General features: G+C 68.7%; 18 protein-coding genes, 1 tRNA gene and 2 pseudogenes. 8 read left to right on the forward strand and 13 right to left on the reverse strand.

Going from position 1 to position 20671, the window contains the following annotated elements:
• Positions 1 to 109 precede the first annotated feature (109 nt).
• Together ACFWSK_RS12825 and ACFWSK_RS12830 are read right to left on the reverse strand one after the other, a co-directional pair.
• A complete protein-coding gene (locus tag ACFWSK_RS12825; protein WP_383784072.1) occupies positions 110 to 907 on the reverse strand; it encodes an SURF1 family protein in 798 nt (265 codons plus the stop codon).
• Between the two features lie 72 nt (positions 908 to 979).
• Complete coding sequence (locus ACFWSK_RS12830; RefSeq protein ID WP_383784075.1) at positions 980 to 2797, reverse strand: S9 family peptidase; 1818 nt, start codon at positions 2795 to 2797, stop codon at positions 980 to 982.
• Positions 2798 to 2885: 88 nt separating this feature from the next.
• Between ACFWSK_RS12830 and ACFWSK_RS12835 the strand changes: the two genes are divergently transcribed.
• Positions 2886 to 3722: a class I SAM-dependent methyltransferase gene (locus ACFWSK_RS12835; protein ID WP_383784078.1), complete on the forward strand. Its 837-nt coding sequence runs from the start codon at positions 2886 to 2888 to the stop codon at positions 3720 to 3722.
• A 94-nt stretch (positions 3723 to 3816) separates the two neighbouring features.
• Here ACFWSK_RS12835 and ACFWSK_RS12840 read toward each other — a convergent pair whose 3' ends face one another.
• Entirely contained in the window at positions 3817 to 4611 is a 795-nt protein-coding gene (locus tag ACFWSK_RS12840) for an SGNH/GDSL hydrolase family protein (RefSeq protein WP_383784081.1), read from the reverse strand.
• 306 nt (positions 4612 to 4917) lie between these two features.
• Here ACFWSK_RS12840 and ACFWSK_RS12845 point away from each other — a divergent pair, with 306 nt between their 5' ends.
• The 4 genes and pseudogenes from ACFWSK_RS12845 (at position 4918) to ACFWSK_RS12860 (ending at position 8208) form a co-directional block, all read left to right on the forward strand.
• On the forward strand, positions 4918 to 5823 hold the full coding sequence (locus tag ACFWSK_RS12845; RefSeq protein WP_383784084.1) for an aminoglycoside phosphotransferase family protein: 906 nt from the start codon (positions 4918 to 4920) through the stop codon (positions 5821 to 5823).
• Between the two features lie 77 nt (positions 5824 to 5900).
• Positions 5901 to 7040, forward strand: a pseudogene (kdpB, locus tag ACFWSK_RS12850) (potassium-transporting ATPase subunit KdpB); the annotation flags it as partial.
• Positions 7041 to 7062: 22 nt separating this feature from the next.
• Positions 7063 to 7725, forward strand: a complete 663-nt coding sequence (locus ACFWSK_RS12855; protein ID WP_383784087.1) for a potassium-transporting ATPase subunit C — start codon at positions 7063 to 7065, stop codon at positions 7723 to 7725.
• Between the two features lie 204 nt (positions 7726 to 7929).
• Positions 7930 to 8208: a hypothetical protein gene (locus ACFWSK_RS12860; RefSeq protein ID WP_383784090.1), complete on the forward strand. Its 279-nt coding sequence runs from the start codon at positions 7930 to 7932 to the stop codon at positions 8206 to 8208.
• Between the two features lie 36 nt (positions 8209 to 8244).
• Here the strand turns inward: ACFWSK_RS12860 and ACFWSK_RS12865 are convergent, their stop codons facing one another.
• The 5 genes from ACFWSK_RS12865 to ACFWSK_RS12885 all read right to left on the reverse strand — a co-directional run bounded on the left by ACFWSK_RS12865 (position 8245) and on the right by ACFWSK_RS12885 (position 11130).
• The gene (locus ACFWSK_RS12865) at positions 8245 to 8415 is read right to left on the reverse strand and encodes a hypothetical protein (protein WP_383784092.1); all 171 of its coding nucleotides are present in this window, start codon (positions 8413 to 8415) and stop codon (positions 8245 to 8247) included.
• A 72-nt stretch (positions 8416 to 8487) separates the two neighbouring features.
• Positions 8488 to 8745: a hypothetical protein gene (locus tag ACFWSK_RS12870; protein ID WP_383784095.1), complete on the reverse strand. Its 258-nt coding sequence runs from the start codon at positions 8743 to 8745 to the stop codon at positions 8488 to 8490.
• 58 nt (positions 8746 to 8803) lie between these two features.
• Complete coding sequence (locus ACFWSK_RS12875; RefSeq protein WP_383784097.1) at positions 8804 to 9544, reverse strand: MerR family transcriptional regulator; 741 nt, start codon at positions 9542 to 9544, stop codon at positions 8804 to 8806.
• A 39-nt stretch (positions 9545 to 9583) separates the two neighbouring features.
• Positions 9584 to 10495 (reverse strand): alpha/beta fold hydrolase, encoded by a 912-nt coding sequence (locus tag ACFWSK_RS12880; RefSeq protein WP_383784100.1) that lies wholly within the window; start codon positions 10493 to 10495, stop codon positions 9584 to 9586.
• A 287-nt stretch (positions 10496 to 10782) separates the two neighbouring features.
• The gene (locus tag ACFWSK_RS12885) at positions 10783 to 11130 is read right to left on the reverse strand and encodes a hypothetical protein (RefSeq protein ID WP_383784102.1); all 348 of its coding nucleotides are present in this window, start codon (positions 11128 to 11130) and stop codon (positions 10783 to 10785) included.
• 758 nt (positions 11131 to 11888) lie between these two features.
• Between ACFWSK_RS12885 and ACFWSK_RS12890 the strand changes: the two genes are divergently transcribed.
• Entirely contained in the window at positions 11889 to 12812 is a 924-nt protein-coding gene (locus ACFWSK_RS12890; protein ID WP_383784105.1) for a calcium-binding protein, read from the forward strand.
• A gap of 185 nt (positions 12813 to 12997) precedes the next feature.
• Here ACFWSK_RS12890 and ACFWSK_RS12895 read toward each other — a convergent pair whose 3' ends face one another.
• The gene (locus ACFWSK_RS12895; protein ID WP_383784107.1) at positions 12998 to 13252 is read right to left on the reverse strand and encodes an integrase core domain-containing protein; all 255 of its coding nucleotides are present in this window, start codon (positions 13250 to 13252) and stop codon (positions 12998 to 13000) included.
• Between ACFWSK_RS12895 and ACFWSK_RS12900 the strand changes: the two are divergent.
• Positions 13226 to 13711: pseudogene (locus tag ACFWSK_RS12900) on the forward strand (LacI family transcriptional regulator); the annotation flags it as partial. The gene ACFWSK_RS12895 and the pseudogene ACFWSK_RS12900 overlap by 27 nt on opposite strands.
• A gap of 213 nt (positions 13712 to 13924) precedes the next feature.
• Here the strand turns inward: ACFWSK_RS12900 and ACFWSK_RS12905 are convergent.
• The 4 genes from ACFWSK_RS12905 to ACFWSK_RS12920 all read right to left on the reverse strand — a co-directional run bounded on the left by ACFWSK_RS12905 (position 13925) and on the right by ACFWSK_RS12920 (position 19962).
• Complete coding sequence (locus ACFWSK_RS12905; protein WP_383784110.1) at positions 13925 to 16291, reverse strand: hypothetical protein; 2367 nt, start codon at positions 16289 to 16291, stop codon at positions 13925 to 13927.
• Between the two features lie 959 nt (positions 16292 to 17250).
• Entirely contained in the window at positions 17251 to 17589 is a 339-nt protein-coding gene (locus ACFWSK_RS12910; RefSeq protein ID WP_383784113.1) for a hypothetical protein, read from the reverse strand.
• 684 nt (positions 17590 to 18273) lie between these two features.
• Positions 18274 to 18347: transfer RNA gene (locus ACFWSK_RS12915), tRNA-Pro, on the reverse strand.
• 676 nt (positions 18348 to 19023) lie between these two features.
• Positions 19024 to 19962: a metallophosphoesterase gene (locus ACFWSK_RS12920; RefSeq protein WP_383784116.1), complete on the reverse strand. Its 939-nt coding sequence runs from the start codon at positions 19960 to 19962 to the stop codon at positions 19024 to 19026.
• Positions 19963 to 20041: 79 nt separating this feature from the next.
• Between ACFWSK_RS12920 and ACFWSK_RS12925 the strand changes: the two genes are divergently transcribed.
• Positions 20042 to 20506 (forward strand): GatB/YqeY domain-containing protein, encoded by a 465-nt coding sequence (locus ACFWSK_RS12925; protein ID WP_383784118.1) that lies wholly within the window; start codon positions 20042 to 20044, stop codon positions 20504 to 20506.
• Positions 20507 to 20671 lie beyond the last annotated feature (165 nt).

Raw genomic sequence — 20671 nt, forward strand, 5'->3', positions numbered from 1 at the left:
CGGTTGTCCTCGGTTTCCACTATTTACTAGAATTCTCGTTGGGGGGCCCGCCCCACGGGCGGCCCCTCCCCCCCCTTCTCAGGTCTCCGTCGGAACAGGTGAAGCTGACTCAGTCGGCGTCGGCCGCGAGTCCCAGCTCCACGTCACGCGCGGCCTCGGCCTCGCGCCGCACCAGCCGGAACCACATGAAGAGCACGAAGCCGCCGAAGACGAACCACTCGCCGGTGTAGCCGAGGTTCTGGAACGCCTTGAGGTCCAGCCCGCTGCCCTGCGGTGCCTCGGCGGGCACCGGCTTCAGCGCGCTGCTCGTAGCACCCGTGTCGCCCGTACCGCCTGCCTCGGGCTTCTGGAGCGTGACCCAGGCGTCGTACACGTCGTACGGCACGAGGTTCACCAGCGACGCGGCGCTGATCATGCCGAGCTGCCCCTCGGGCAGCCCGCCCCTGGAGTGCACGCCGTCGGTGCTCGCGTTCTCGGACGCCTGGAGGTCGCCGGTCACCGTGACCTCCCCGGCCGGCGCGGCGGGCACCTCGGTGCGCCCCGCGGTGCCGGGCAGCCACCCGCGTACGACGGGCAGGGCCTTGCCACTGTCGGTACGCAGCAGGTTGAGGACGTAGAAGCCGTCGCGGTCGTCCAGCTCACGGCCGGGGACGAGGAACTGATCGGCGTACGTCCCGGTGGCGGTCGCGGGGCTGCCGGACGTCACCTTGTCGACCGGCAGCAGGGAGTCCAGGGGCTTGGCGGCCCGGGTCCCCGGATCGGGCCGCTCCTCGGCCTCCTCGTGCGACTGCACGCGGTCCTCGAAGCGGCCGAGCTGCCAGGTGCCCATGAACACGCAGAACGGGATGGCCAGCACGACGAAGAGGTTGATCCCCCACCATCGCGGGGTCAGCAGGAACCGGTACACCCCTCCACGGTACGGTCCCCGCTCCGCGTGCCCGGAGCTGGGGCCCTCAGTCCACCGGCCACCGCTGTGCCCTCAGATGCCGGACGAGCTTGCTTTCAGGTGCCTGAGCGCGAAGTCCAGCTCCAGGCGCACCTGCTTGATCCGTTCCTCCACGACGAGGGAGCCGTGGCCCGCGTCGTACCGGTACACCTCGTGCACCGCGCCTCGGGCCTTCAGACGGTCCACGTAGTTCTCCACCTGGCGGATGGGGCAGCGCGGATCGTTGACGCCCGCCGAGATGTAGACGGGGGCGCGCACAGCGTCGACGTAGGTGAGCGGGGAGGACGCCTCGAAGCGCTCGGGCACCTCCTCCGGTGTCCCGCCCAGCAGTGTGCGGTCCATCGCCTTCAGGGCCTCCATCTCGTCGTGGTAGGCCGTGACGTAGTCGGCGACCGGAACGGCGGCCAGGCCCAGGGCCCAGGCGTCCGGCTGCGTACCGAGGCCCAGCAGCGTCAGATAGCCGCCCCAGGAGCCGCCCGCGAGCACCAGTTGGGCCGGGTCGGCGAGGCCCGATTTCACCGCCCAGTCACGGACGGCCGCGATGTCCTCCAGCTCGATCAGCCCGACGCGGTGCTTGAGCGCGTCCGTCCAGGCGCGGCCGTAGCCGGTCGACCCTCGGTAGTTGACCCGGACGACGGCGAAGCCGTGGTCCACCCAGGCGGCCGGGCCGGACGCGAAGGCGTCGCTGTCGTGCCAGGTCGGGCCGCCGTGGATCTCGAAGACGGTCGGGAACGGGCCGTCCCCGGTGGCGGGCCGCTGGACGAGGGCGTGGATGTGGCCGCCGGGGCCCTCCACCCACACGTCCTCGACCGGCACCGACGCCGGCGCCTCGGGCCCCGGCGGGTCGAGGACCACCGCACCGGTCGTGGAGCGGACGACGGGCGGCAGCGCGGCCGAGGACCAGAGGTACTCCACGGTGCCGTCCGGGCGGGCCGTCGCGCCCGACACCGTGCCGGCCGGGGTCTCCACCCGGACCGGCTCCTTCGCGCCGGGCTCGTACCGCCACAGCTCGCTGCGGGCCTCGAAGCTGTGCTCGACGAGCAGCGCGGAGCCGTCCGGATACCACTCGGCGCCCACGTCACCCGGGAGGTCGATCGGGAGGTCCGTCTCGGTGCCCGCGACCGGGTCCCAGATCATCGGCTCCCAGCGCCCCCGGCGCTGATGCCCGACGAGGAGACGGGTGTCCCCGGCCACCGGGGCGAAGCCCAGGACGGCGAGGCCGAGCTCCTTGGTGCCACCCTCGGTGTCGTCGAGCTCCGCGACGGTCGACCCGTCCGGCCGCACCACGCGGAGCGCCGAGTGCATCGCGTCGCCGTGCTCCGTGTGCTCCAGGGCGATCAGCGTGCCGTCGTGGGAGAGGTCCCCCACCCCGGCGGACTCCCGGTGCCGGTAGATCTCCACGGGAGCGTCCGAGGGCCGCACGACATGGATGGTCGTGCCGTCCTCGTCGGTGGACCGGCCGATCACCGCCGTACCGTCGCGGCCGATGGCGAGACCGGCCGGGTAGGAGGCTTCAAGGCCGGGGGCGGCGGGCTCGTCGTCCCCCTGGGCGCCGTCGAACGGCTGCCGCATCCAGACACCGAACTCGTCACCGTCGGTATCGCTGAACCACCAGATGGCAGATCCGTCGGGGGTCAGCAGCCCGTCGGTCGTCCCGTTGGGCCGGTCGGTCACCTGGCGCTGCCGGCCGCTCGCCCGGTCCCAGGCGTAGAGCTCGTACGTCCCGGTGGCGTTGGAGACGAACAGTGAGCGGTCAGGGGCGTCCTCGGCCCAGTCGGGCAGGGACACGCGGGGCGCGCGGAAGCGCTGCTCCCACTCCGGCGTGGACGAGACGTTCTGTGTGTCGCTCATGCCACCATCCAACCCGATCGGGCGCCACGACCGAGCGGCCTGTGGATAACTGTTCGCGCGGTCCACGGCCTGTGGGTAGCTTTCGGGCATGCACGCACCGACTCCGGACGACTGGCACGACGCCAACCGCGCGCGGTGGGACGAGCGCGTGGCGATACACGCGGCGAGCGACTACTACGACCTCGACGCGTTCCGCGCGGGAAAGGACGCGCTGCGCGACTTCGAGCTCGCGGAGGTCGGTGATGTCACGGGGAAGTCCCTGCTGCACCTCCAGTGCCACCTGGGGCTCGACACCCTCTCCTGGGCCCGGCACGGTGCCGCCCATGTGGTCGGCCTCGACTTCTCCGAGCCCGCCGTGGAGACAGCCCGCGGTCTCGCCCGCTCCCTCGGCCTCGGCCCGGAGCGCGCGGCGTTCGTGGCCGCCGATGTGTACGACGCGGCGGAGGCCGTCCCCGACTCCTCGTACGACATCGTCTACACCGGAGTCGGCGCGCTGAACTGGCTGCCCGACATCGAGCGCTGGGCGGAGACCGCCGCCTCGCTCGTCGCGCCCGGCGGCTTCCTCTACCTCGCGGAGTTCCATCCGCTGACGGACGCGCTGGACGACGCGACGGGCTCCCGGATCACGTACGACTACTTCAGCCGCGAGGCATGGGTGGACGAGACGCCGGGTACGTACACCGACTTCGGCGCGCCGACGATCCACAACCGCAGCGTCGAATGGCAGCATCCGGTGGGCGAGGTCGTCTCGGCGCTGGCCTCCGCCGGACTGCGGATCGAGCTGCTGCACGAGCACGACGTCTCGCTCTTCGCGCGCTTCGAGGCGCTGGAGAGGCAGGGTGACGGCTACTACCGCTTCCCGGCGGACCGGCCGCGTATCCCCCTGATGTACTCGATCAAGGCGTCCCGTCCGTCTGCGTCCTGAGTAGGGGAGTGGACGGCGATGCGGCGGTCCGCCGGAGCGGACTCCGGTGGACCGCCGCATCTGTTGCGGAACCCGTGGGGGTGGACCGTGTGCGTTACGCGGCCGAGCGGAAGGCCGGCAGATATCCGCCCGCCTGCCCCGTGGCCTTGGGGTGGTACGAGTTGTAGACGGGGATGGACACGCTGTGGAGCCAGGCGTCACCGGAGCACAGTTCGTGGCCGGTGAACTCGTCCACCACGCTGGAGAAGGTGAATCCGGCGTCGGCGGCGCGCTTGGCGATGACGCCGTTCAGGATGTCCGACGCCCTGTTGATCGCCCCGCGCTCGGTCTCGGTGAGGCCGGCGATGCAGCTGCCGGACAGCTTGTAGAAGCGCGGGTACCCCAGCACCACCACCCGGGCCTGCGGAGCCCGTGAACGGATGCCGCTGTAGAGCGAGTCGAGGCGTGCCGGCAGCACGTTCTCCACCTGCGAGACCGCCGCGTTCACGCTGTTCACACAGGTGGCCTCGCTCGACAGGACACAGTCCGTCATGACGTTCGCGAACCCGACGTCATTGCCGCCCGCGGTGACGCTGACGAGCGCCGTCGACGAACTCAGCGCGCCCAGCTGACCGCTGGAGACCGAGCTTGTCGTCGCCCCCGAGCAGGCGACGAAAGCGAACGACGAGGGGGAGTTCGCCGAGGCCCAGAGGTAGGGGTACGCCTTGGTGCTGCGTCGGCAGTCACCACTGTCGGAGAGGTAACTCCCGGCTCCGACGCCGGAGGAGTAGGAGTCGCCGAGAGCGACGTAGCCACCCGCGGCCGCCGAGGCCGGAGTGGCGGCGCCCAGGGCGGCGGCAGCGGCGAGGGCGAGCGTGGTGACGGATGCCCAGATTCTTCGTACTGACATGGCTGCCAGCCCTTCGAAGTGTGGGGGGTGGGTGGGGATTTGGTGGGGCGCCCCAGTTTCTAGCAGCTCCGAGTACTCGCCGGTAATGCCCGCGCAAGAAGTCGTCTGATATGCCCGAATGATCGTTCGGGAGCCGTAGCTCCGCGCGTAGATAAACCTCGAAAGCCCCCTGAAATAAAGGCTGTTGGGGGACCACGGGGCGTAAATCATTTGAACACCGACTGGAGCGGTCATACCGTCCGTGCCGGGCCGACGGCACGAACGTCCGGCACGGAAGATCCACGTACAGCCGGAGGAAGGGCCCGTATGACGGTCACGAAGATGCACGCCGACGAAGTCGACATCGACGCCCCGCTGGTCGGCCGGCTGATCGCGGCGCAGTTCCCGCAGTGGTCGCGTCTCCCCGTCACCCCGGTCCGCTCAGCGGGCACCGACAACGCCATGTACCGGCTGGGCGAGGACATGGCCGTACGGCTGCCGCGCATCCCCGGCGCGGCGGGGCAGGTCGCCAAGGAGCAGCGCTGGCTGCCCCACCTGGCCCCGCACCTCCCGCTGGCCGTGCCCGTCCCGCTCGGGCTGGGCGAACCGGGCGAGGGGTACGCGCTGCCGTGGTCGGTCTACGCCTGGCTGGACGGTGAGAACGTCTACGACTCACCCCTCACCGATGAGCCGGAAGCGGCCGTCCGGCTGGGCCGGTTCGTGGCCGCCTTGCGCGCGGTCGACGCGAGCGGAGGACCGGCGGGCTTCCGCGGCGGTCCGGTGAGCAGCCGCGAAACGGACGTCCGCGCCGCGATCCGCGACCTGGGCGCGGACGGCACGGTGGACGCGGACCTCGCCACGGCGGCGTGGGAATCGGCCGTGCGGCTTCCGCAGTGGGAAGGCGAGCCGGTCTGGCTCCACGGCGACCTGCTGCCGGGCAACCTGCTGGCCCGGGACGGACGTCTCACGGCCGTCATCGACTTCGGCGGGCTCGGCACGGGCGACCCCGCCTGCGACACGATGGCCGCCTGGACCCTGCTGTCCAGTGACTCCCGCGGCCTCTTCCGCGAGGCCGTCGAGGTGGACGACGCGACGTGGGCACGGGGGAGGAGCTGGGCGCTGACCTTCGGCCTCACGGCGTACCACTACTACCGCGTCACGAACCCGGTGCTGGCCGCGGTCGGCCGGCGCGCGGCGGGCGAGGCCCTTGACGACTTCCGGCGCGAGGGCTGACCCCGTGGCGCGGCCCCCTGGAGAGGGCGTTTCCTCGGATTGTCCGAGAATCCGTTCTTCACTCAGGAGCTCACGATGGCCGATGTGGCCTCGGCAATCGCCAGGCGTCCGAGTTCGTACTGGTCGAGGGCGCGACGGAGGCCGAACTCGCGGACGCCGCCCAGCTCTCCTCCCTGGCCGACGAGACCCCCGAGGGCCGCTCGATCGTCGTCCTCGCGAAGGAGGCGTACGGACTGCGGGAGCGCCACCGCGGCGAACTGGAACACGCCGAGTGGATCGAGTTCACCGCCCAGACCCGCATGTCGGGTGTGGACGTCGACGGACGCAAGGTCCGTAAGGGCGCGGCGGGTTCGGTCGTCGCGTGGGTGAACGGGCTCGGCGGCCACGTCTCCGAGGACACGCAGTCGCTCACGGACCGCATCGCCGGGGCGGGCGGCACACCGCTGCTGGTGGCCGTGGAGGACTCCGGGGGAGCACGCGTCCTCGGAGCCGTCCGCCTCAAGGACGTGGTGAAGGAGGGCATGCGGGAGCGGTTCGACGAACTGCGCCGCATGGGCATCAGGACCGTCATGATCACGGGCGACAACCCGCTGACCGCGAAGGCGATCGCCGAGGAGGCGGGGGTCGACGACTTCCTCGCCGAGGCGACGCCCGAGGACAAGACGGCCCTCATCAAGCGGGAGCAGGCGGGCGGAAAGCTCGTCGCGATGACGGGCGACGGTACGAACGACGCTCCGGCACTCGCCGAGGCGGACGTAGGCGTGGCCATGAACACCGGCACCTCGGCCGCCAAGGAGGCCGGGAACATGGTGGACCTGGACTCCAACCCCACCAAGCTCATCGAGATCGTCGAGATCGGCAAGCAACTCCTCATCACCAGGGGAGCGTTGACGACGTTCTCGATCGCCAACGACGTGGCGAAGTACTTCGCGATCATTCCGGCGATGTTCGCGGTCGTCTACCCGGGCCTGGACAAGCTCAACATCATGGCCCTGTCCTCGCCGGAGTCCGCGATCCTGTCCGCGGTCGTCTTCAACGCGCTGATCATCATCGCGCTGGTACCGCTGGCACTCCGGGGCGTCCGGTACAGGCCCGCGAGCGCCGACAGGATGCTCCGCCGCAACCTCGGCATCTACGGACTGGGCGGCCTGGTGGCCCCGTTCATCGGCATCAAGCTCATCGACCTGCTCATCTCGACGCTTCCCGGCCTGCGTTGAACTAGGAAAGTGCTGACCTGCCATGAACAGTTCCCTGAAGAACACCGCCCGGATGCTCGGCGCGGGACTGCGCGCCCTGCTCGTCCTCACCGTGATCTGCGGGGCCGTCTACCCCCTCGCGGTCACGGGCGTCGCCCAGACCCTGTTCCACGACAAGGCGAACGGCTCGGAGATCACGTCCGACGGCCGGATCGCCGGCTCGGCGCTCATCGGGCAGCGCTACGACCTGCCCCTGAAGGAGGGCGAGGAGGCGGCGGCCCCGGACCTGAAGTGGTTCCAGCCGCGCCCGTCCAACGGCCTGGGCAGCAACGGCGTCAACACCCAGTACGCGCTCATCCTCTCCGGCGCGACCAACCGCTCCGGCGACAACGCGGAGCTCATCCAGTGGGTGCAGGACGCCAAGGCAGCGGTGATCAAGGACAACCCGACGCCCGGCCATCCGGTGGCGCCGTCCGAGGTCCCGGCCGACGCCGTCACCTCGTCCGGTTCCGGCCTGGACCCGCACATCTCCCCGGCGTACGCGAAGCTCCAGGTCAACCGCGTGGCGGCGCGGAACCATCTGGATGCCGGGCAGGTCGCCGAGCTGGTCGCCGCGCACACCGACGACCGCGTCCTCGGCTTCATCGGCGAGCCGCGGGTCAACGTCCTCCAGCTCAACCTCGCGCTCAAGGCCCTGACCTCCTGACGTTCCGCACCGGGCGGTCGGACGCCGCGACGGGCTGCCCCGAACAGACCGGGACCGCCCGTCGCGGCGTCCGACCGCCCACCCGTCACTCCGTCCGACTACGCTTGAAGTGCGACTCCCACAGGGAGCGCGCCGCCGTGAGATGACCTGTGGCCCCTGCGGGTCCTGCGGGCTCTGCGGGTCCTGCACCGGGAGATGACCTCCATGAGGCAGCGCCACCACTTCCACACCGATCACGCGGGCCACTCGGTCACCGTGACGGTTCAGACGGGCCACACGGTGGTGGTGGAGGTACTGGTCGACGGCAAGGAAACCGGCTACGTCACGACACACGGCGACGACCCCATCACCGTACGCATAGAGCTCCCGACCGACCCTCCGCAGCCGGCCGCGATACGCGCGAAGCCGGGCCCCGGCACCCCCGGGTGCCTTTTCGAGGCACCGGGCGCCGAACCCCGGCCGATGTCACCTCGCGCCTACTGACGCCCCGACTGCCCCCGCCAGCAGGTGTGACCCTGGTCAGTTGTGCCCGAACTTCCGCTCCTTCTTGTGCGAAACGGTCTCCCCGATCGCACGCACGGCCTCGGGCGAAGCCGCCGTAGGCTTCTGCTCCTTCGTCTCCGCCGTGGCACTGCGCTCGTGACCACCGCTGCGAGCGCCACGGTTCTGCCGGCTCTGTTTCTTGCTCACGATCCCGCCTCCTGTCAGCGTCCCGGACGATGGGGCACTTCCAGATTCGCATGTGCGTACGAAGCACGCATGTCAGACAGAAGGGGCGCTGCCGGTCCTACGGGGTACTCGTACCGGCGGCAGCGGCCGGGGAAGACGCACGCACAGGCCCTCGGCCGGGCAGCGGAGTTCGAGGGCGGCCAGGGCCGGATCCTCCACCACCACGAGGGTGTCGCCGTCCCGGAGCGGACTCACCGTGCCGACGGTACGCGGGCCGGTGCGTCCGGCGATCGGAATGCTCAGTGCCGCAGTCGTGGCAGCAGCCGAGCGCCTGACGGATGTTGTTTCCATGAGTGAGGGCGTACAGGCACGTTCGCGGGCCCCATCTCCCCGGCCACGGCGTCGCCGGTCAGCTGTTGTCGTCACCGGCGGGCTGACGCTGCTTGGCCCGGTGGGCGAGCCCGTCGAGGATGCGTTGCCATGCCGGGGATGCCTCGGAGATCCGGGAAGAGACCAGCTTCAGGTACCCGGCGCGGTTGATGTTCCCTTCGTATGTGATCTTCCATGCGTCCAGGTCGTCGATGAGCTGGTCCAGACGTGGATCGTGCGGGTCCCAGTCGACTGATCGATCACAGGCGAGATACAGGCGCGTCGTCTCGGGGTCGTCGAAGCTGGCGTTCTTGTCCCGTACCCGCTGCGGCATGGCCTGCGGGTCCAGTGCCTGCATCAGGATCCACGAGTCGCGCTCAAGCCGTACCCTCCGCTCGCTGACCCCGAGACTGCGCATCCGGTTCAGGAGTGCGACCACGTCGGGGGGCAGGAAAAGGCTCTCGCCGCCGGCCAGTTCGGCGATCCTGCGGCGGTATTCGGTGAGCTGGTCGATCTTGTGCTGCAACTCGGCGTCGATGTCGGCGACGGCCTCGGCGAATCCGGTCGGCTGCGCATGCAACAGCGCGTCGATACGGGCCAGCGGCACCCCCGCATCGGCGAGGGTCCTGATCCGGATGAGATCCACCGCCGCTTGCGCGCTGTAGCGGCGGTACCCGGAGGCATCACGCTCGGGCTCGGGCAACAGACCGACGTGGTGGTAATGGCGAACGGTGCGCACGGTCACGCCGGCGGTTGCCGCGAGCTGGCCGATCGTGAGCACCGTCCTCCTCGGTTCCTCGAACAACGTGGTCCGCCGAGTCTAGGGGCGAGCTCGGTCGACGACATCGCGGATCGCCTGCACCACGGCATCGGGACGGTCGAAGCAGAGCCGGTGGTGGCTGGTGTCGGAGATGATGCGTTGCTCCCCGTGCGAGACCGCGCTCACCAGGGCCGCGTCCATTCTCGTCTTGCCGTCATTCATCTCCCGCAACGTCCGCTCCGGCGTCAGTGCCTGCTGGGCGGGGGCGATGCCCGACACGGTGAGAGCAACCACCGGCACGTCGGGAATGCCCGGCCCGGCCCGCAGCTCGGTGGCGAGCCCGGCGAGCCCGGTGCGCTCGGCGATGCCGGAGTGGGTCCATGCGTCACTCAACTTGGCTTCGGTCAGCGCCTGTCGAATGCGCTCCGGGTAGTCCGCGAGCAACTCGGCTCTCATCTTGCGCAGGGCCGGGCGCATCCGCTCCAACTGCTCCCGGTCAGGCGCCATCCTCTCGATCGCGGCCAGACTCGCCTCGGGAGGCATGAAGTCGTCCCAGTCGCGGTGCAAGGCGTCCAGCCAGACCAGCCCGGCCACGTCCTGCGGGTACAACTGCGCGAACCGATGCGCGTAGAAGCCGCCGAGGGAGTGCGCCACCAGAACGTACGGGGCGGCGATGTCCTGGGCCCGCAGCAACTCGCGCAGCTCCGTGGCGACCGCGGCGGTCGTGCGCGGCAGCGGGAGGGGATCGCTGTAGCCCGTGCCGCCACGGTCGTACACGACGGCGGTGGTGAACTGCAAAACCCCCTGCTGGACACCGAAATAGTCCAGACCGACCGCGCTGGCACCCGGCAGGAACACCACGGCCGGTCCGCCGCTGCCCGACTCATGCACGAAAATGCGGCGGCCGTCGATCTCCTGGAACCCTCCGACCGGCGGCACGAGCCGAGCCGAGGAAGCGCTGTTGTTCGTCATGCGCCAAGACTCCAACCCTGACGCAGGGGCAGGGTCAATCCCTTCCGCCGCAGTACCCGAAACGAGCGCAGCGCGCGGACCGGCGTTCGGCCCCCAAGAGCCGCCAATGACGAGGTGATCGCGGCATTCACGAACTCAACCACCCCGCCGATACTGACAGTGACGGACAGGCAGCGGGGTGTGCCTGGTCTGTCGTCCTTCGCCAAGGGCCCTGGTCACGAAAGAGGCCCATTCGCGAGTCAGACACTCGGCGGGGCACCGGTTCACCGCCCTTGGCATGGTGGTGGTCAACTTGACTCGGTGCACCCGGTCATCCAAGCGACGGCGTCTGCTGTTCGAGTAGCGAGCGATCCGATCCGCCAAGAATCGGTGATGTCGGTCCAGCCGTGGAGATAAGCCCTACGCGCGCCGTGCTCTGCCGACTGGTCGTAGAAGAGGGTGAATCTGTAGACCTTGCCGTCCTCGGCGATGACTCGGCCGTCCTCATGATCGGGGCCCTCCTGCAAGAGATCGACGACAACCGTCCGGTTTGGATTGAGCCCTTGGCCCCTCAAGAGCTCCCGCAACCGGATCCACAGGTCTTGGTCGCTGGTCCGCAGTAGACCGGTGTACTGAACGACGATGCCTGACACCATAAACCTCATGATCGGCCTTCTGGCCGGTGTTGGGAAGCCGTTCGCGGTCGCTCAAACTCCGCTGTGTGCAGCCCCGTTGATGTCATCCGCCGACGTCAGGCTGGAGGCTGTTCGTGCTCGCACCGGGTAGGTGCGGAGAGGGGTGGGGCACGGTTCCATCAGTTGAGTCCCGAGCCGGCTGCCGGGGACCCTATTTCCCACCCCTCATGACCGCGGAGTCCTGTACGGACGTACCTGACCGGCCCAACAGCTCAGACCGTAGTGGACGCCACTGACAGAGGAGATCCGCAGCAGGCGACAGGTGGGGAGGAGCACGGTCTCGTGTTCTCGTCCGCTGTCGGCAGGGAACTCGACTCCACAAACGTCCGGCGGACATCCGCCTGGCAGGTCGCTGTTCGTCCGTTACCGTCCAGGTCGATCCTGGAGCGTTCACGTCGGATGGCCCCCGGTTTGGCCCCTGGCATGGAGTCGGCGACGGGCGGCCCAGTGTCCGAGTCACCTGGCAGGATCGGTGATCCGAAGCCGCGCGGATGGCACGCGTCGCACCGAGGACGCCACGCCCCGTGACACACCCCCTGTGCGACACGACACCGCCGGGTGATGCACCTCACAGAGCTCAACTGTCGCGCGCGTACAACCCTTTCGCTTCATCGCCGATCAAGACTGTGCGGTCGCTGTGGCCGTGCGTGATTGGGGTCCGCCCGTTCGCGACCCGTATCCGCTCGTCGATAGTCGATATTCGATAACGGAGCCTCCTCATGTCCCAGCACTCCCGCAATAAGTTGACGTCCGGCAAGAAGGTGATCCTGGGCGTCAGCGCACTGGCCGCCTCCGGGCTCGCCGTCGGCCTGCTCGTCACACCGTCCGCGATGGCGGGGGGGACCAGTGCGGCCGAGGCGCTGGAGCAGAGCAAGGCTGCGGCCGCCGACGCGTCGGCGGCGAAGACCGCCGCGCCCAGGACCCTGGCCGCGAGCACTGCCGACTCCACCGTCGTCTCCGGCGTCACCGTCAACGGCGGCAACAGCGCCCACGTCGGGACGACGAACACGCAGACGATCACCGTGAAGTGGACGGTCAGCGGCGGGTCGAAGCTCTACGGCAGCCACGCGTCGATCTGGCGCGGCACCGACCGCGACAGCGGACTGAAGCGGTTCATCAACTCCGAGCAGTTCGATGCGGACACCGACCCCTGCGTTCCGTCCGGCGACGCCACGTTCAGCTGCACGGCCACCTTCAAGATCGACCCCCAGAGCGACCTGACGAACGAGGATGCCGGAGCCTGGAAGATCTCCCTCTGGGCGATCACCGACGCGGCCACCGACGTGCGCACCGACAACGCCAAGACCTGGTACCTCAAGCGCTGGTCCCGGCTGAGCAACAACGCGGCCCCCGAGCCCGTCGCCAAGGGCAAGACGATCACGATCACCGGCAAGCTGGAGCGCGCCAACTGGGACACCCACAAGTACGCGGGCTACACCCAGCAGACCGTCCGCCTCCAGGAGCGTTCGCTGACCGGCTCGTACGCCACCACCAGCAGCCACCTCACCGGCACCGGCAGCCTGGCGGGCGTCGAGAAGAAGACTCGCACCGCCACCACCGACCGCTGCTACCGCTACAAGTTCGAGGGCACCTCTACCACTCCGCCGGTCACCGCCACCGGTGACTGCGTGGACGTGCGCTGAGCCCGCTGACCTGGCTGACCACACCGGGTCAGCGAGGCCACGGACCCGTACTCGTCCCGGTGTTGGCCGGCCTGCCGATCCGGTGGCGCGGTCCGGGCCGGCCCCGCTCCCGCCCGGACCACCTGCGCGGCGACAAGGGGTTGGTCGGGTAGTGAAGTTTCCCCGTGATCCCGGACACGTGATCGTTATGCCGCGAGGGTGTGCTGATGCCGCTGCCTGGTCTCGGCCGGGGTGAGATAGCCGAAAGTCCGGTGCTTGCGCAGGCGGCGGCGGTTATAGAAGGTCTCGATGAAGGAGAAGACCTCGGCTCGGGCGGTGGCCCGGTCGGGCCAGGTGCGGGTGCCGATCTCCTCTTTGAGCAGGGCCCAGAAGCTCTCCGCGGCAGCATTGTCGAAGCACGATCCGGTGCGTCCGGCGCAGTGGTGGAGCCTGCGGCCCACTGGCGCAGGAACGGTTTCGCAACGTGGCTGTTCACCCCAGCGGTATCGGGCTGGTATCCGAAGAAGGCCCCGCAGGAGGCACGACCCGTGCCGCTTCTCGGCGAACCGTGGCCAGGAGTCCCCGCGCGAGGGCGCGGCGCCGGCCAACGAGCCGACGCCTGCTGGCTCCCGATTGCCAAGGGCCTCACCCCTCACGGACTGCGCCACACCCATAGGACCGTGATGGAGGACCTCGGCACCGAGAAGGTCCTCATGGACCAGCGCATGGGACACATCGACGGCTCCGTCTCGGCGCGCTATGCCCACGTCACCCCTGGCATGCGCAAGCGCCTCATGCTCGGCCTGACCGAGCAATGGGAGGCAGCTCTCAACTCGCGGCTTGCCATGTGTCCTACATCACCGGTGCGCGTGCTCGATGACCTTCTGCGCGTACGCAGGCAGGCGCGTGGCCTGGTGTGACGCCGGCGGTGAGTTGCAGCTGTGTCCCTCACGGGGCGCTGGCGCTTTGGCGTCGCTGGAAGCGCTGGGCCTACCCACCGAGCCTGATCACGCCGACGGAATCTGTGGCGCTCGATTCCTTCTGGTTGCGAATCAGGACCGGTCTGATTTCTCAGCACCGGTCCTGACCCGTTTCGCTGGCGGTGGGGGACTTGAGCTACGACCTCTTACTGGTCAGTCCAAAACCATCTCCTCGGAATCATCGCATTCCGAGTCGTCCCCCTCTGAGGCATGAGCCTCTACTGTCCTGCGCCGCAGGTTCTCTACGTCAGTCAAGATGCCGACCAACAGTTTGTGCAACTCGTCCAGCTGGTCCACCGGAACTATCGGAGTGTGGTCCCCGACTTCCGGCTCCAGGGTATGCAAATGGTCGAGGGCGTCCCGGGCGCCCTGCACCCCGAGGTGGAGGCCCTCGCGGTGCGCGGCGGCGCGCTGGCTGGGAGGTGGCGGAGCGTCTTCGGCGCGGTGAGCCTGGGCGGGGACGGTGGGCAAAGCACCTTCGGCCCCTTGCGCCGCCACTGGGTCTGTGGTGGTGACGGGCTCCTCGTCGTCAGAGGCACTGGTGGAGGCGTCGCCGTCGGCGGGCGTAGTCTCACCGTCCGATGACGGCGCCGCCGGAACGAGAACCGGCGCCGGACCAGGGACCAGCGACGGTGGTACGGCCTGCGCCGCGCGCTCCGGGGCCGAGGCCGCGACGACATCCCATTCGTACAGGGGCATCGGCACGCCATTGGTGTCGCGGGCGATGCGGTCCGGGGCATCGAGATCGACCTTGAAGTGCACGTAAGGCGGCTCGGCGGACATTGCGGACGTCTTGCCGGTCAGGCTCTGCCTGGGCACGGAGTTCTGTGGCAGGTCATCACTGCGGAACGTGTTGGCGGCGAGCGCGAGGGTCCACAGGCCGAGTTCGTTCGTCGGCCGTGAGAGTCCCTCGATGACCTTGTTCACGTCCGACCGGAAAGGGACGCCGCCCTTCTCCTTTGTGGCCCCTAGCGAAGAGCCGACGCTCCTGGTCAGGAGCTTGTCGGCGATCAGTGCGACACCGCCGGCCACAGCCAGAGTGCGGCGGGCGTCGTCGTCGCCGTTCATGGCCAATGCGATCAGCCCGGTGAAGTCGCTAGTGGGTTGCGGAGTCCAGCCCTTGGTGACGTCGTTCGACAGCACACCGCCGTTGTTCCACGCATTTCGCGCCTGCTTGGTGACGAGCTTCTTCTTCGCACGCCAGGGCAGGTCGATGATCGGACCGAGCAGCTCGCCGAACCCCTTCATGCTCATCCGCTGGCCACCCTTGATGGCCTTGGCCTGGTCCTTGAGGAGCTCCAGGAGATCCGGCTGTGTCAGGGCGCTGACCAGGTAGATGGCACGCCACAGGGCGGTCCCGGGAGGGGGCGGATTGCCTCCGAATAGCTGGGGGAGCTCGGCCACGGGAATGCGGCCGACGGCAAGGCCGTACACCGCTTGAAGCTCGGCTGTGTTCCATCGGGGGTCGCCTTGCTGGATGATCCGCTTCAGGGCTCGGGTGACGACCTCGACGTTCTGGGCCGCCGCGTCCCACTGCTTGAACTCGACGTGCACCGAAGCCAGTACTGAACGAATGGCGTCGTCGAAAATGTCCTCGGGAGAAAGTACTCGGCCCTCGTGTCCCTCAACCCCGACGGCGATCTGCGCCGGAACGACATAGGACTGGGCGATCTGAGCGGCCCTAAGTCCTGGTGTCGCCCCTTTCATCTCATCGTGGAACTCTTGCCGCAGTTCCTGCCGCCACCGAGCCCGGCTGGCGGCCAGACGCTGCCCGAGACCGGGTCCTGAAGAGGTCCCTGTCGCGGAAGGGCTGCCGAGCAGTGCCTCAGTGGCCAGGGTTGCCACCGAGGCGGGGTCGGCCCCGTGCCCGGCCAGTACCGCCCAGGCGCTGGCGAGTCGCGTGATGCCGTCACGGACGACGAGAAGGTGGATCGCCTCCGCACCGTCCTCGAAGACGATCTCGACAGGATGGGTGATCAGGTTGCGGGTGACGGAGCGCGTGAGGATGGAGGTCGCGTAGCTGTTGAGTGACAGCGTCGCGTGGATGGTCTGCCACACGTGGTTCCGAAGGTGGGCGAGGTTCTCGTAGCGGTACTGCACGATCGCACCGGGACGGCCCTCATGGATGATCCCGTGCACCTGCGGGTCGGGTACCTCCGATACCTCCATGCCGGTACGAGGCTGGGGACCGGGGAACAGTTCGCTTAGCAGGACACGGGTGACAACCGACCGCAGCGTCGCCCCTTCGACGTTTTCGATCATCAGGAGACCCGAGGGCTCGTCCGCCGTCGGGTGGAGCTGAACTGCCAATGCCTCGGGTCGAGTTGTTGCACGCGTTATGGCTCCCCATGAAGCGTCCGGCAGCCAGGTGCTCGGATTGGCCCGGCCTGCTGCGGTCACCACCCCGCCATGGCTGTCCGTCGAGTCGGCAGGGAGGTGGGGCGAGATGTTGGTTACCCGGATCGCGTCCGTCCCCCAGGGGACGTCGATGGAAAGAGAAGCGGGTTTGCCAGTGGTCATGGGCACAGATCTCCAATGTGTGGTCCAAATTGGTCTGCAGCGGTCATCACGGAGGGCGGCGAGTCGCATGAACTCGCCGCCGGGCCGCTATGTCAAGATTTCTTGCGCGATATCCTCGTCTGCCCAAGGCAGCTCAGGAGGAAGCCAGGTCGGCCTGCAGCTCACGTGTGGGTAGCACCGGTGTTGATAAGCGGCGTAAGCCCCGAGTTTTGCGGGTGTCAGCAACAGCTCCACCTCAGTCGCAAGGCAGGGAAGAGCCATCAGTGCGGGTGATTCCGGAGGTAGCGGTTCGGGAACCGGGCCGTCCGCCGTGAGGCGGTACCACGTAATCCCCCGACTGGTATGGATGACGGTCAACCCTGAGGGGCGTCCGGCGAGTCGAGTGCACAGCCACCCGAGCACGTCCTGTTCGGTCTGCCGCAAGTGTCGTTTGGGCATGTGGGCGACGAGCGGCTTGGGGAACTCATCCAGCGCCTCAGTGAATCGCCTGGCGCACTGCTGGCCCAGCGCCTGCGCTGCTCTCACGTTGACAGTCCTCGCATGAGCGCCGCATTCCCCCTTGACGAGTCTGCTCGGGTGTGGTAGCTGCCCTGTCGTGGGAATTCGTAGACGGTCTCCGAGGAGAGAGAGCCATCTATGCCGGTGCCACGGAACCTCTGAGCCTGTCAGTTCAAGCACGCATACGGTTTGAAGCGGCAGCCGTCCGGAGGTGCCGACGATGAAGATGGGTTCGTCACGAGGGATGCGTATCTCGTCAGCGCTGCTCATCTGTGACTCCTGACGGTGCCGTTGCCTTAGAGGCTAAGTGTCGGGGCGTCACCAGCAGTATGGGCGACGCCTGTTGAGACCACCGTACGGACGAGTTGTGAGCGGGCGCAGCCACTTTTAGCCCTGCATGCGGTAGATACGCTCGTTGATGTACTCGACACGCGGGAGTTGTGTGTCGCTCCTACGCCACTTCAGCTCAGGTTGCTCTTGGCTCGTGGGTAGTTGTCGAACACCTGAGGGAGAGGGTTCATCCCGAGCTCGTCCAGATGCGCCAAGGCGGCGGCGACATCCGCGACTTCACCCAGGACGCTGTCGCGCTGGATGACCCAAACGAACTCATTCTCGGAAGTCGGCAGCGTCCGCGGCAGGGTGGAGAGCCCGATCCTTTCGAACTCTTCGCCGATCTGTGCGCACAACTCGGTGCTCAGTCGGGCTCGGTCCGGCGCAGCGTGCTTCTTGATGAAGTGCATGGACAAGCGTTTGATGCCATGGTCGACCTCGATCGCGTGCTTGATAATTGTGAAGTCCATAATTCTGTAGCTTACTGAGTTAACAATGGAGTTGGGTAGCCCAGGCGTGGATCCGTTTCGCTGGAAGGGCCGGTCCGGGGACAACCCTCCGGTGGCACGGACGTGGAGGTCAGCGTGAACAGGGGAATCCTGCGTGATCGGCGTGTGGCGGCCACCGCCATCAGCGCCATGCTGCTCGTCCACGGCTCGGTAACTAACTGCCAGGTGCGCTGCCGAGGCTGAACTCTCACGTGCAGTGGGTGCCGGGCCTTGGTCTACGTGGTCAGCGCTCTCGCGGCGTTCCGGTGGGGCTCAGTGGAACGAGTAACTTGAGCCGACGGACTCGCCGCGCCTGGTTCGACGAGATCGCCACGGCCGCGACCGAACTCGCTGGCGTGGAGGACAAGGGCCTGCCCGCTGCTGTCTTCGACCGCCTTGTCGAGTCCTTCGGCGCCGGCCCCATGCTCTGGTCCTACGGCTGGCAGCGGACATGCCTCCGCGGCCACCGGCCTACAGAGGGGGCTCTGGGGGTGGGGCGGCCGTCATTCGTGGGGGGGGCGCCGCCACGTACCGGATTTTGGGGTTTAGCGTTTTGGGCGCCGACACCTCCACTCGGCCCCCAAACGGCTCCCAAGATGGCCCCACAAACCACTCAGGGGCCTGATCCACTAAGTGGATCAGGCCCCTGACCTGGTGATATGGCTGTCGGGGTGGCGGGATTTGAACCCACGACCTCTTCGTCCCGAACGAAGCGCGCTGCCAAGCTGCGCTACACCCCGATGTCACGCGGTCTCCCGGCGACATCGATTACTTTAGCCCACCCGCGGCCGGAGGCGAAATCCGGTTTCGGCGGGGGCCAGGGGTCCGCAGAGGTCGGGGCGGATGCGGTCCAGGCCGACCAGCGGCATGGCCAGGGCGGCGAAACGCAGGCGCAGTGTGCGCGGGGTCGTCGGCAGGAGCCAGTCCAGGGCCGCCGCCAGTGGGGTGACCGTGTGCGGGAGCTGGTTGGAGACCGCGCGCCGGCCGGTGATCGGGTGGCCCGGGGTGTCCGTCGACGAGAAGGGCCGGCGCTGTTCGCCAGGATCAGGTGGTGGACGAGGCCCGTGATCGGGACGAGGAGGAGGACCCCGCCGGTGAGGCGCGGAGAAAGGGGTGGGCCGCCCCTCCGGGCGCGGTGTGCCGACCAGCCGAAGGCGAGGGCGGACAGGGTGTTCGTCTGGATCGTGCAGTAGTTCAGGACCGGGAGCGGGGCAGTCCGAAGCGCAGGTCGATGGCCAGGCCGGTGACCGCCGACGCGCACACGAGGGTGCGGAAGGCGGCGGCCACGGCCTGGGGGACCGGGCTTCGTACGGGAACGGTTCCGCCGACCGGAGGCTGGGGAGCAGGGCGATCCGCGGCCAGGTCATGATCTTTACGGTAAGCGGGGGGCGCCGGACCCCGCGATTCGTCCGTACGTCAGTCGCGTGGCGTGAGCGTCAGCAGTGTCGCCTCGGGCGGGCAGGCGAACCGGACCGGCGTGTAGCGGTTGGTGCCGCAGCCGGCCGAGACGTGCAGATAGGAGCGCCGGTCCCCGACCGTGTGGGTGGAGAGGCCCTTGACCCGGTCCGTGTCCAGGTCGCAGTTGGTGACCAGCGCCCCGTAGAAGGGGATGCAGAGCTGGCCGCCATGGGTGTGGCCCGCCAGGACCAGGGGATAGCCCTCGGCCGTGAAGGCGTCCAGGGAGCGCAGGTACGGGGCGTGGACCACGCCGATGGAGAGGTCCGCATCGGTTGCGGGGCCGCCCGCGACCTCCGCGTAACGGTCGCGCTTGATGTGCGGGTCGTCGAGGCCGGTGAACGCGATCTCCAGGCCGTCGAGCTTCAGCCGTCCGCGTGTATTGGACAGCCCCAGCCAGCCGGCCTCGTCGAACGCGTCCCGCATCGGCTCCCACGGGTTGTGGACGACACCGACCGCGGGGGCGTTGCCGTTGAGGCCGTGGTTGCCCTGCATCTTCTCGAACAGGTACCGGGCGGGGTTACGCAGCTTGGGCCCGTAGTAGTCGTTGGAACCGAAGACGTAGACGCCGGGGAGCTCCATCAGCGGACCGAGCGCGTCGAGCACCTCCGGTACGGCCTCCGGGTCCGACAGGTTGTCGCCGGTGTTCACGACGAAGTCCGGACGCAGGCCCGCCAGCGACTGGAGCCAGGCCCGCTTCTTGCGCTGGCCGGACACCATGTGGATGTCGGAGACCTGGAGTACGCGCAACGGGCGTGCCCCGTGCGGGAGTACGGGGACGGTGATCCGCCGCAGGCGGAACGAGCGGGCCTCGAACCCGGCCGCGTAGGCGAGACCGGCGACGCCGACCGCAGCGCCGACAGCCGTGACTTTCAGGGGTACTCCGTAGCGTGCGCGCATGCGCCCATCGTCGCAGACACGGTGCCGCGACAGGAAAACGCACGGGCGGCGGGTGCCCCGTACCTGTCACAATCGCCGCATGACCACGCTCAAGTCCAAGCTCAAGGAAGACCTCACCACGGCCATGAAGGCGCGTGACGAGCTGACCTCGTCCACGCTCCGGCTGACCCTCACCGCGATCACCAAGGAGGAGGTCAGCGGCAAGACGGCCCGCGAACTCTCCGACGACGAGGTGCAGAAGGTGATCGCCCGGGAGGCGAAGAAGCGCCGCGAGGCGGCCGAGGCATTCGCTCAGGGCGGCCGGCAGGAGCAGGCCGAGCGGGAGAAGGCCGAGGGCGAGCTGCTCGACGCGTACCTCCCCAAGCAGCTCACGGACGAGGAGCTGACGGGCATCGTCGCCGCCGCCGTCGAGGAGGCCAAGGCCGCCGGAGCCGAGGGGCCCCGTGCGATGGGCGCCGTCATGAAGATCGTGAACCCGAAGGTGGCGGGCCTCGCCGAGGGCGGGCGGGTGGCCGCGACGGTGAAGAAGCTCCTCGCGGGCTGACACCGGCTCCGGCCCGAAGCATCCCGATGGGCACCGCCCGACGGGCACTGTCTGACAGGCCGACAGCCCGTCAGGCTCCGGCCCCACGGGCCCACAGCCTGACGGGCCCTTCGGCGCAGAGGTGTGTGCCTCCCGCCGAAGGGCCCGTCATGGACGCTCGGGATC

Source organism: Streptomyces sp. NPDC058620 (assembly GCF_042717135.1).
GTDB lineage: Bacteria > Actinomycetota > Actinomycetes > Streptomycetales > Streptomycetaceae > Streptomyces.

Excerpts from the sequence above, each read along its gene's own strand:
- ACFWSK_RS12920 (WP_383784116.1), bottom strand. The coding sequence starts at position 19,962 with ATGCGCGCACGCTACGGAGTACCCCTGAAAGTCACGGCTGTCGGCGCT.
- ACFWSK_RS12905 (WP_383784110.1), bottom strand. The coding sequence starts at position 16,291 with ATGACCACTGGCAAACCCGCTTCTCTTTCCATCGACGTCCCCTGGGGG.
- ACFWSK_RS12835 (WP_383784078.1), top strand. The coding sequence starts at position 2,886 with ATGCACGCACCGACTCCGGACGACTGGCACGACGCCAACCGCGCGCGG.
- ACFWSK_RS12860 (WP_383784090.1), top strand. The coding sequence starts at position 7,930 with ATGAGGCAGCGCCACCACTTCCACACCGATCACGCGGGCCACTCGGTC.
- ACFWSK_RS12925 (WP_383784118.1), top strand. The coding sequence starts at position 20,042 with ATGACCACGCTCAAGTCCAAGCTCAAGGAAGACCTCACCACGGCCATG.
- ACFWSK_RS12855 (WP_383784087.1), top strand. The coding sequence starts at position 7,063 with ATGAACAGTTCCCTGAAGAACACCGCCCGGATGCTCGGCGCGGGACTG.
- ACFWSK_RS12885 (WP_383784102.1), bottom strand. The coding sequence starts at position 11,130 with ATGGTGTCAGGCATCGTCGTTCAGTACACCGGTCTACTGCGGACCAGC.
- ACFWSK_RS12870 (WP_383784095.1), bottom strand. The coding sequence starts at position 8,745 with ATGGAAACAACATCCGTCAGGCGCTCGGCTGCTGCCACGACTGCGGCA.
- ACFWSK_RS12840 (WP_383784081.1), bottom strand. The coding sequence starts at position 4,611 with ATGTCAGTACGAAGAATCTGGGCATCCGTCACCACGCTCGCCCTCGCC.
- ACFWSK_RS12890 (WP_383784105.1), top strand. The coding sequence starts at position 11,889 with ATGTCCCAGCACTCCCGCAATAAGTTGACGTCCGGCAAGAAGGTGATC.
- ACFWSK_RS12910 (WP_383784113.1), bottom strand. The coding sequence starts at position 17,589 with ATGGACTTCACAATTATCAAGCACGCGATCGAGGTCGACCATGGCATC.
- ACFWSK_RS12830 (WP_383784075.1), bottom strand. The coding sequence starts at position 2,797 with ATGAGCGACACACAGAACGTCTCGTCCACGCCGGAGTGGGAGCAGCGC.
- ACFWSK_RS12845 (WP_383784084.1), top strand. The coding sequence starts at position 4,918 with ATGACGGTCACGAAGATGCACGCCGACGAAGTCGACATCGACGCCCCG.
- ACFWSK_RS12880 (WP_383784100.1), bottom strand. The coding sequence starts at position 10,495 with ATGACGAACAACAGCGCTTCCTCGGCTCGGCTCGTGCCGCCGGTCGGA.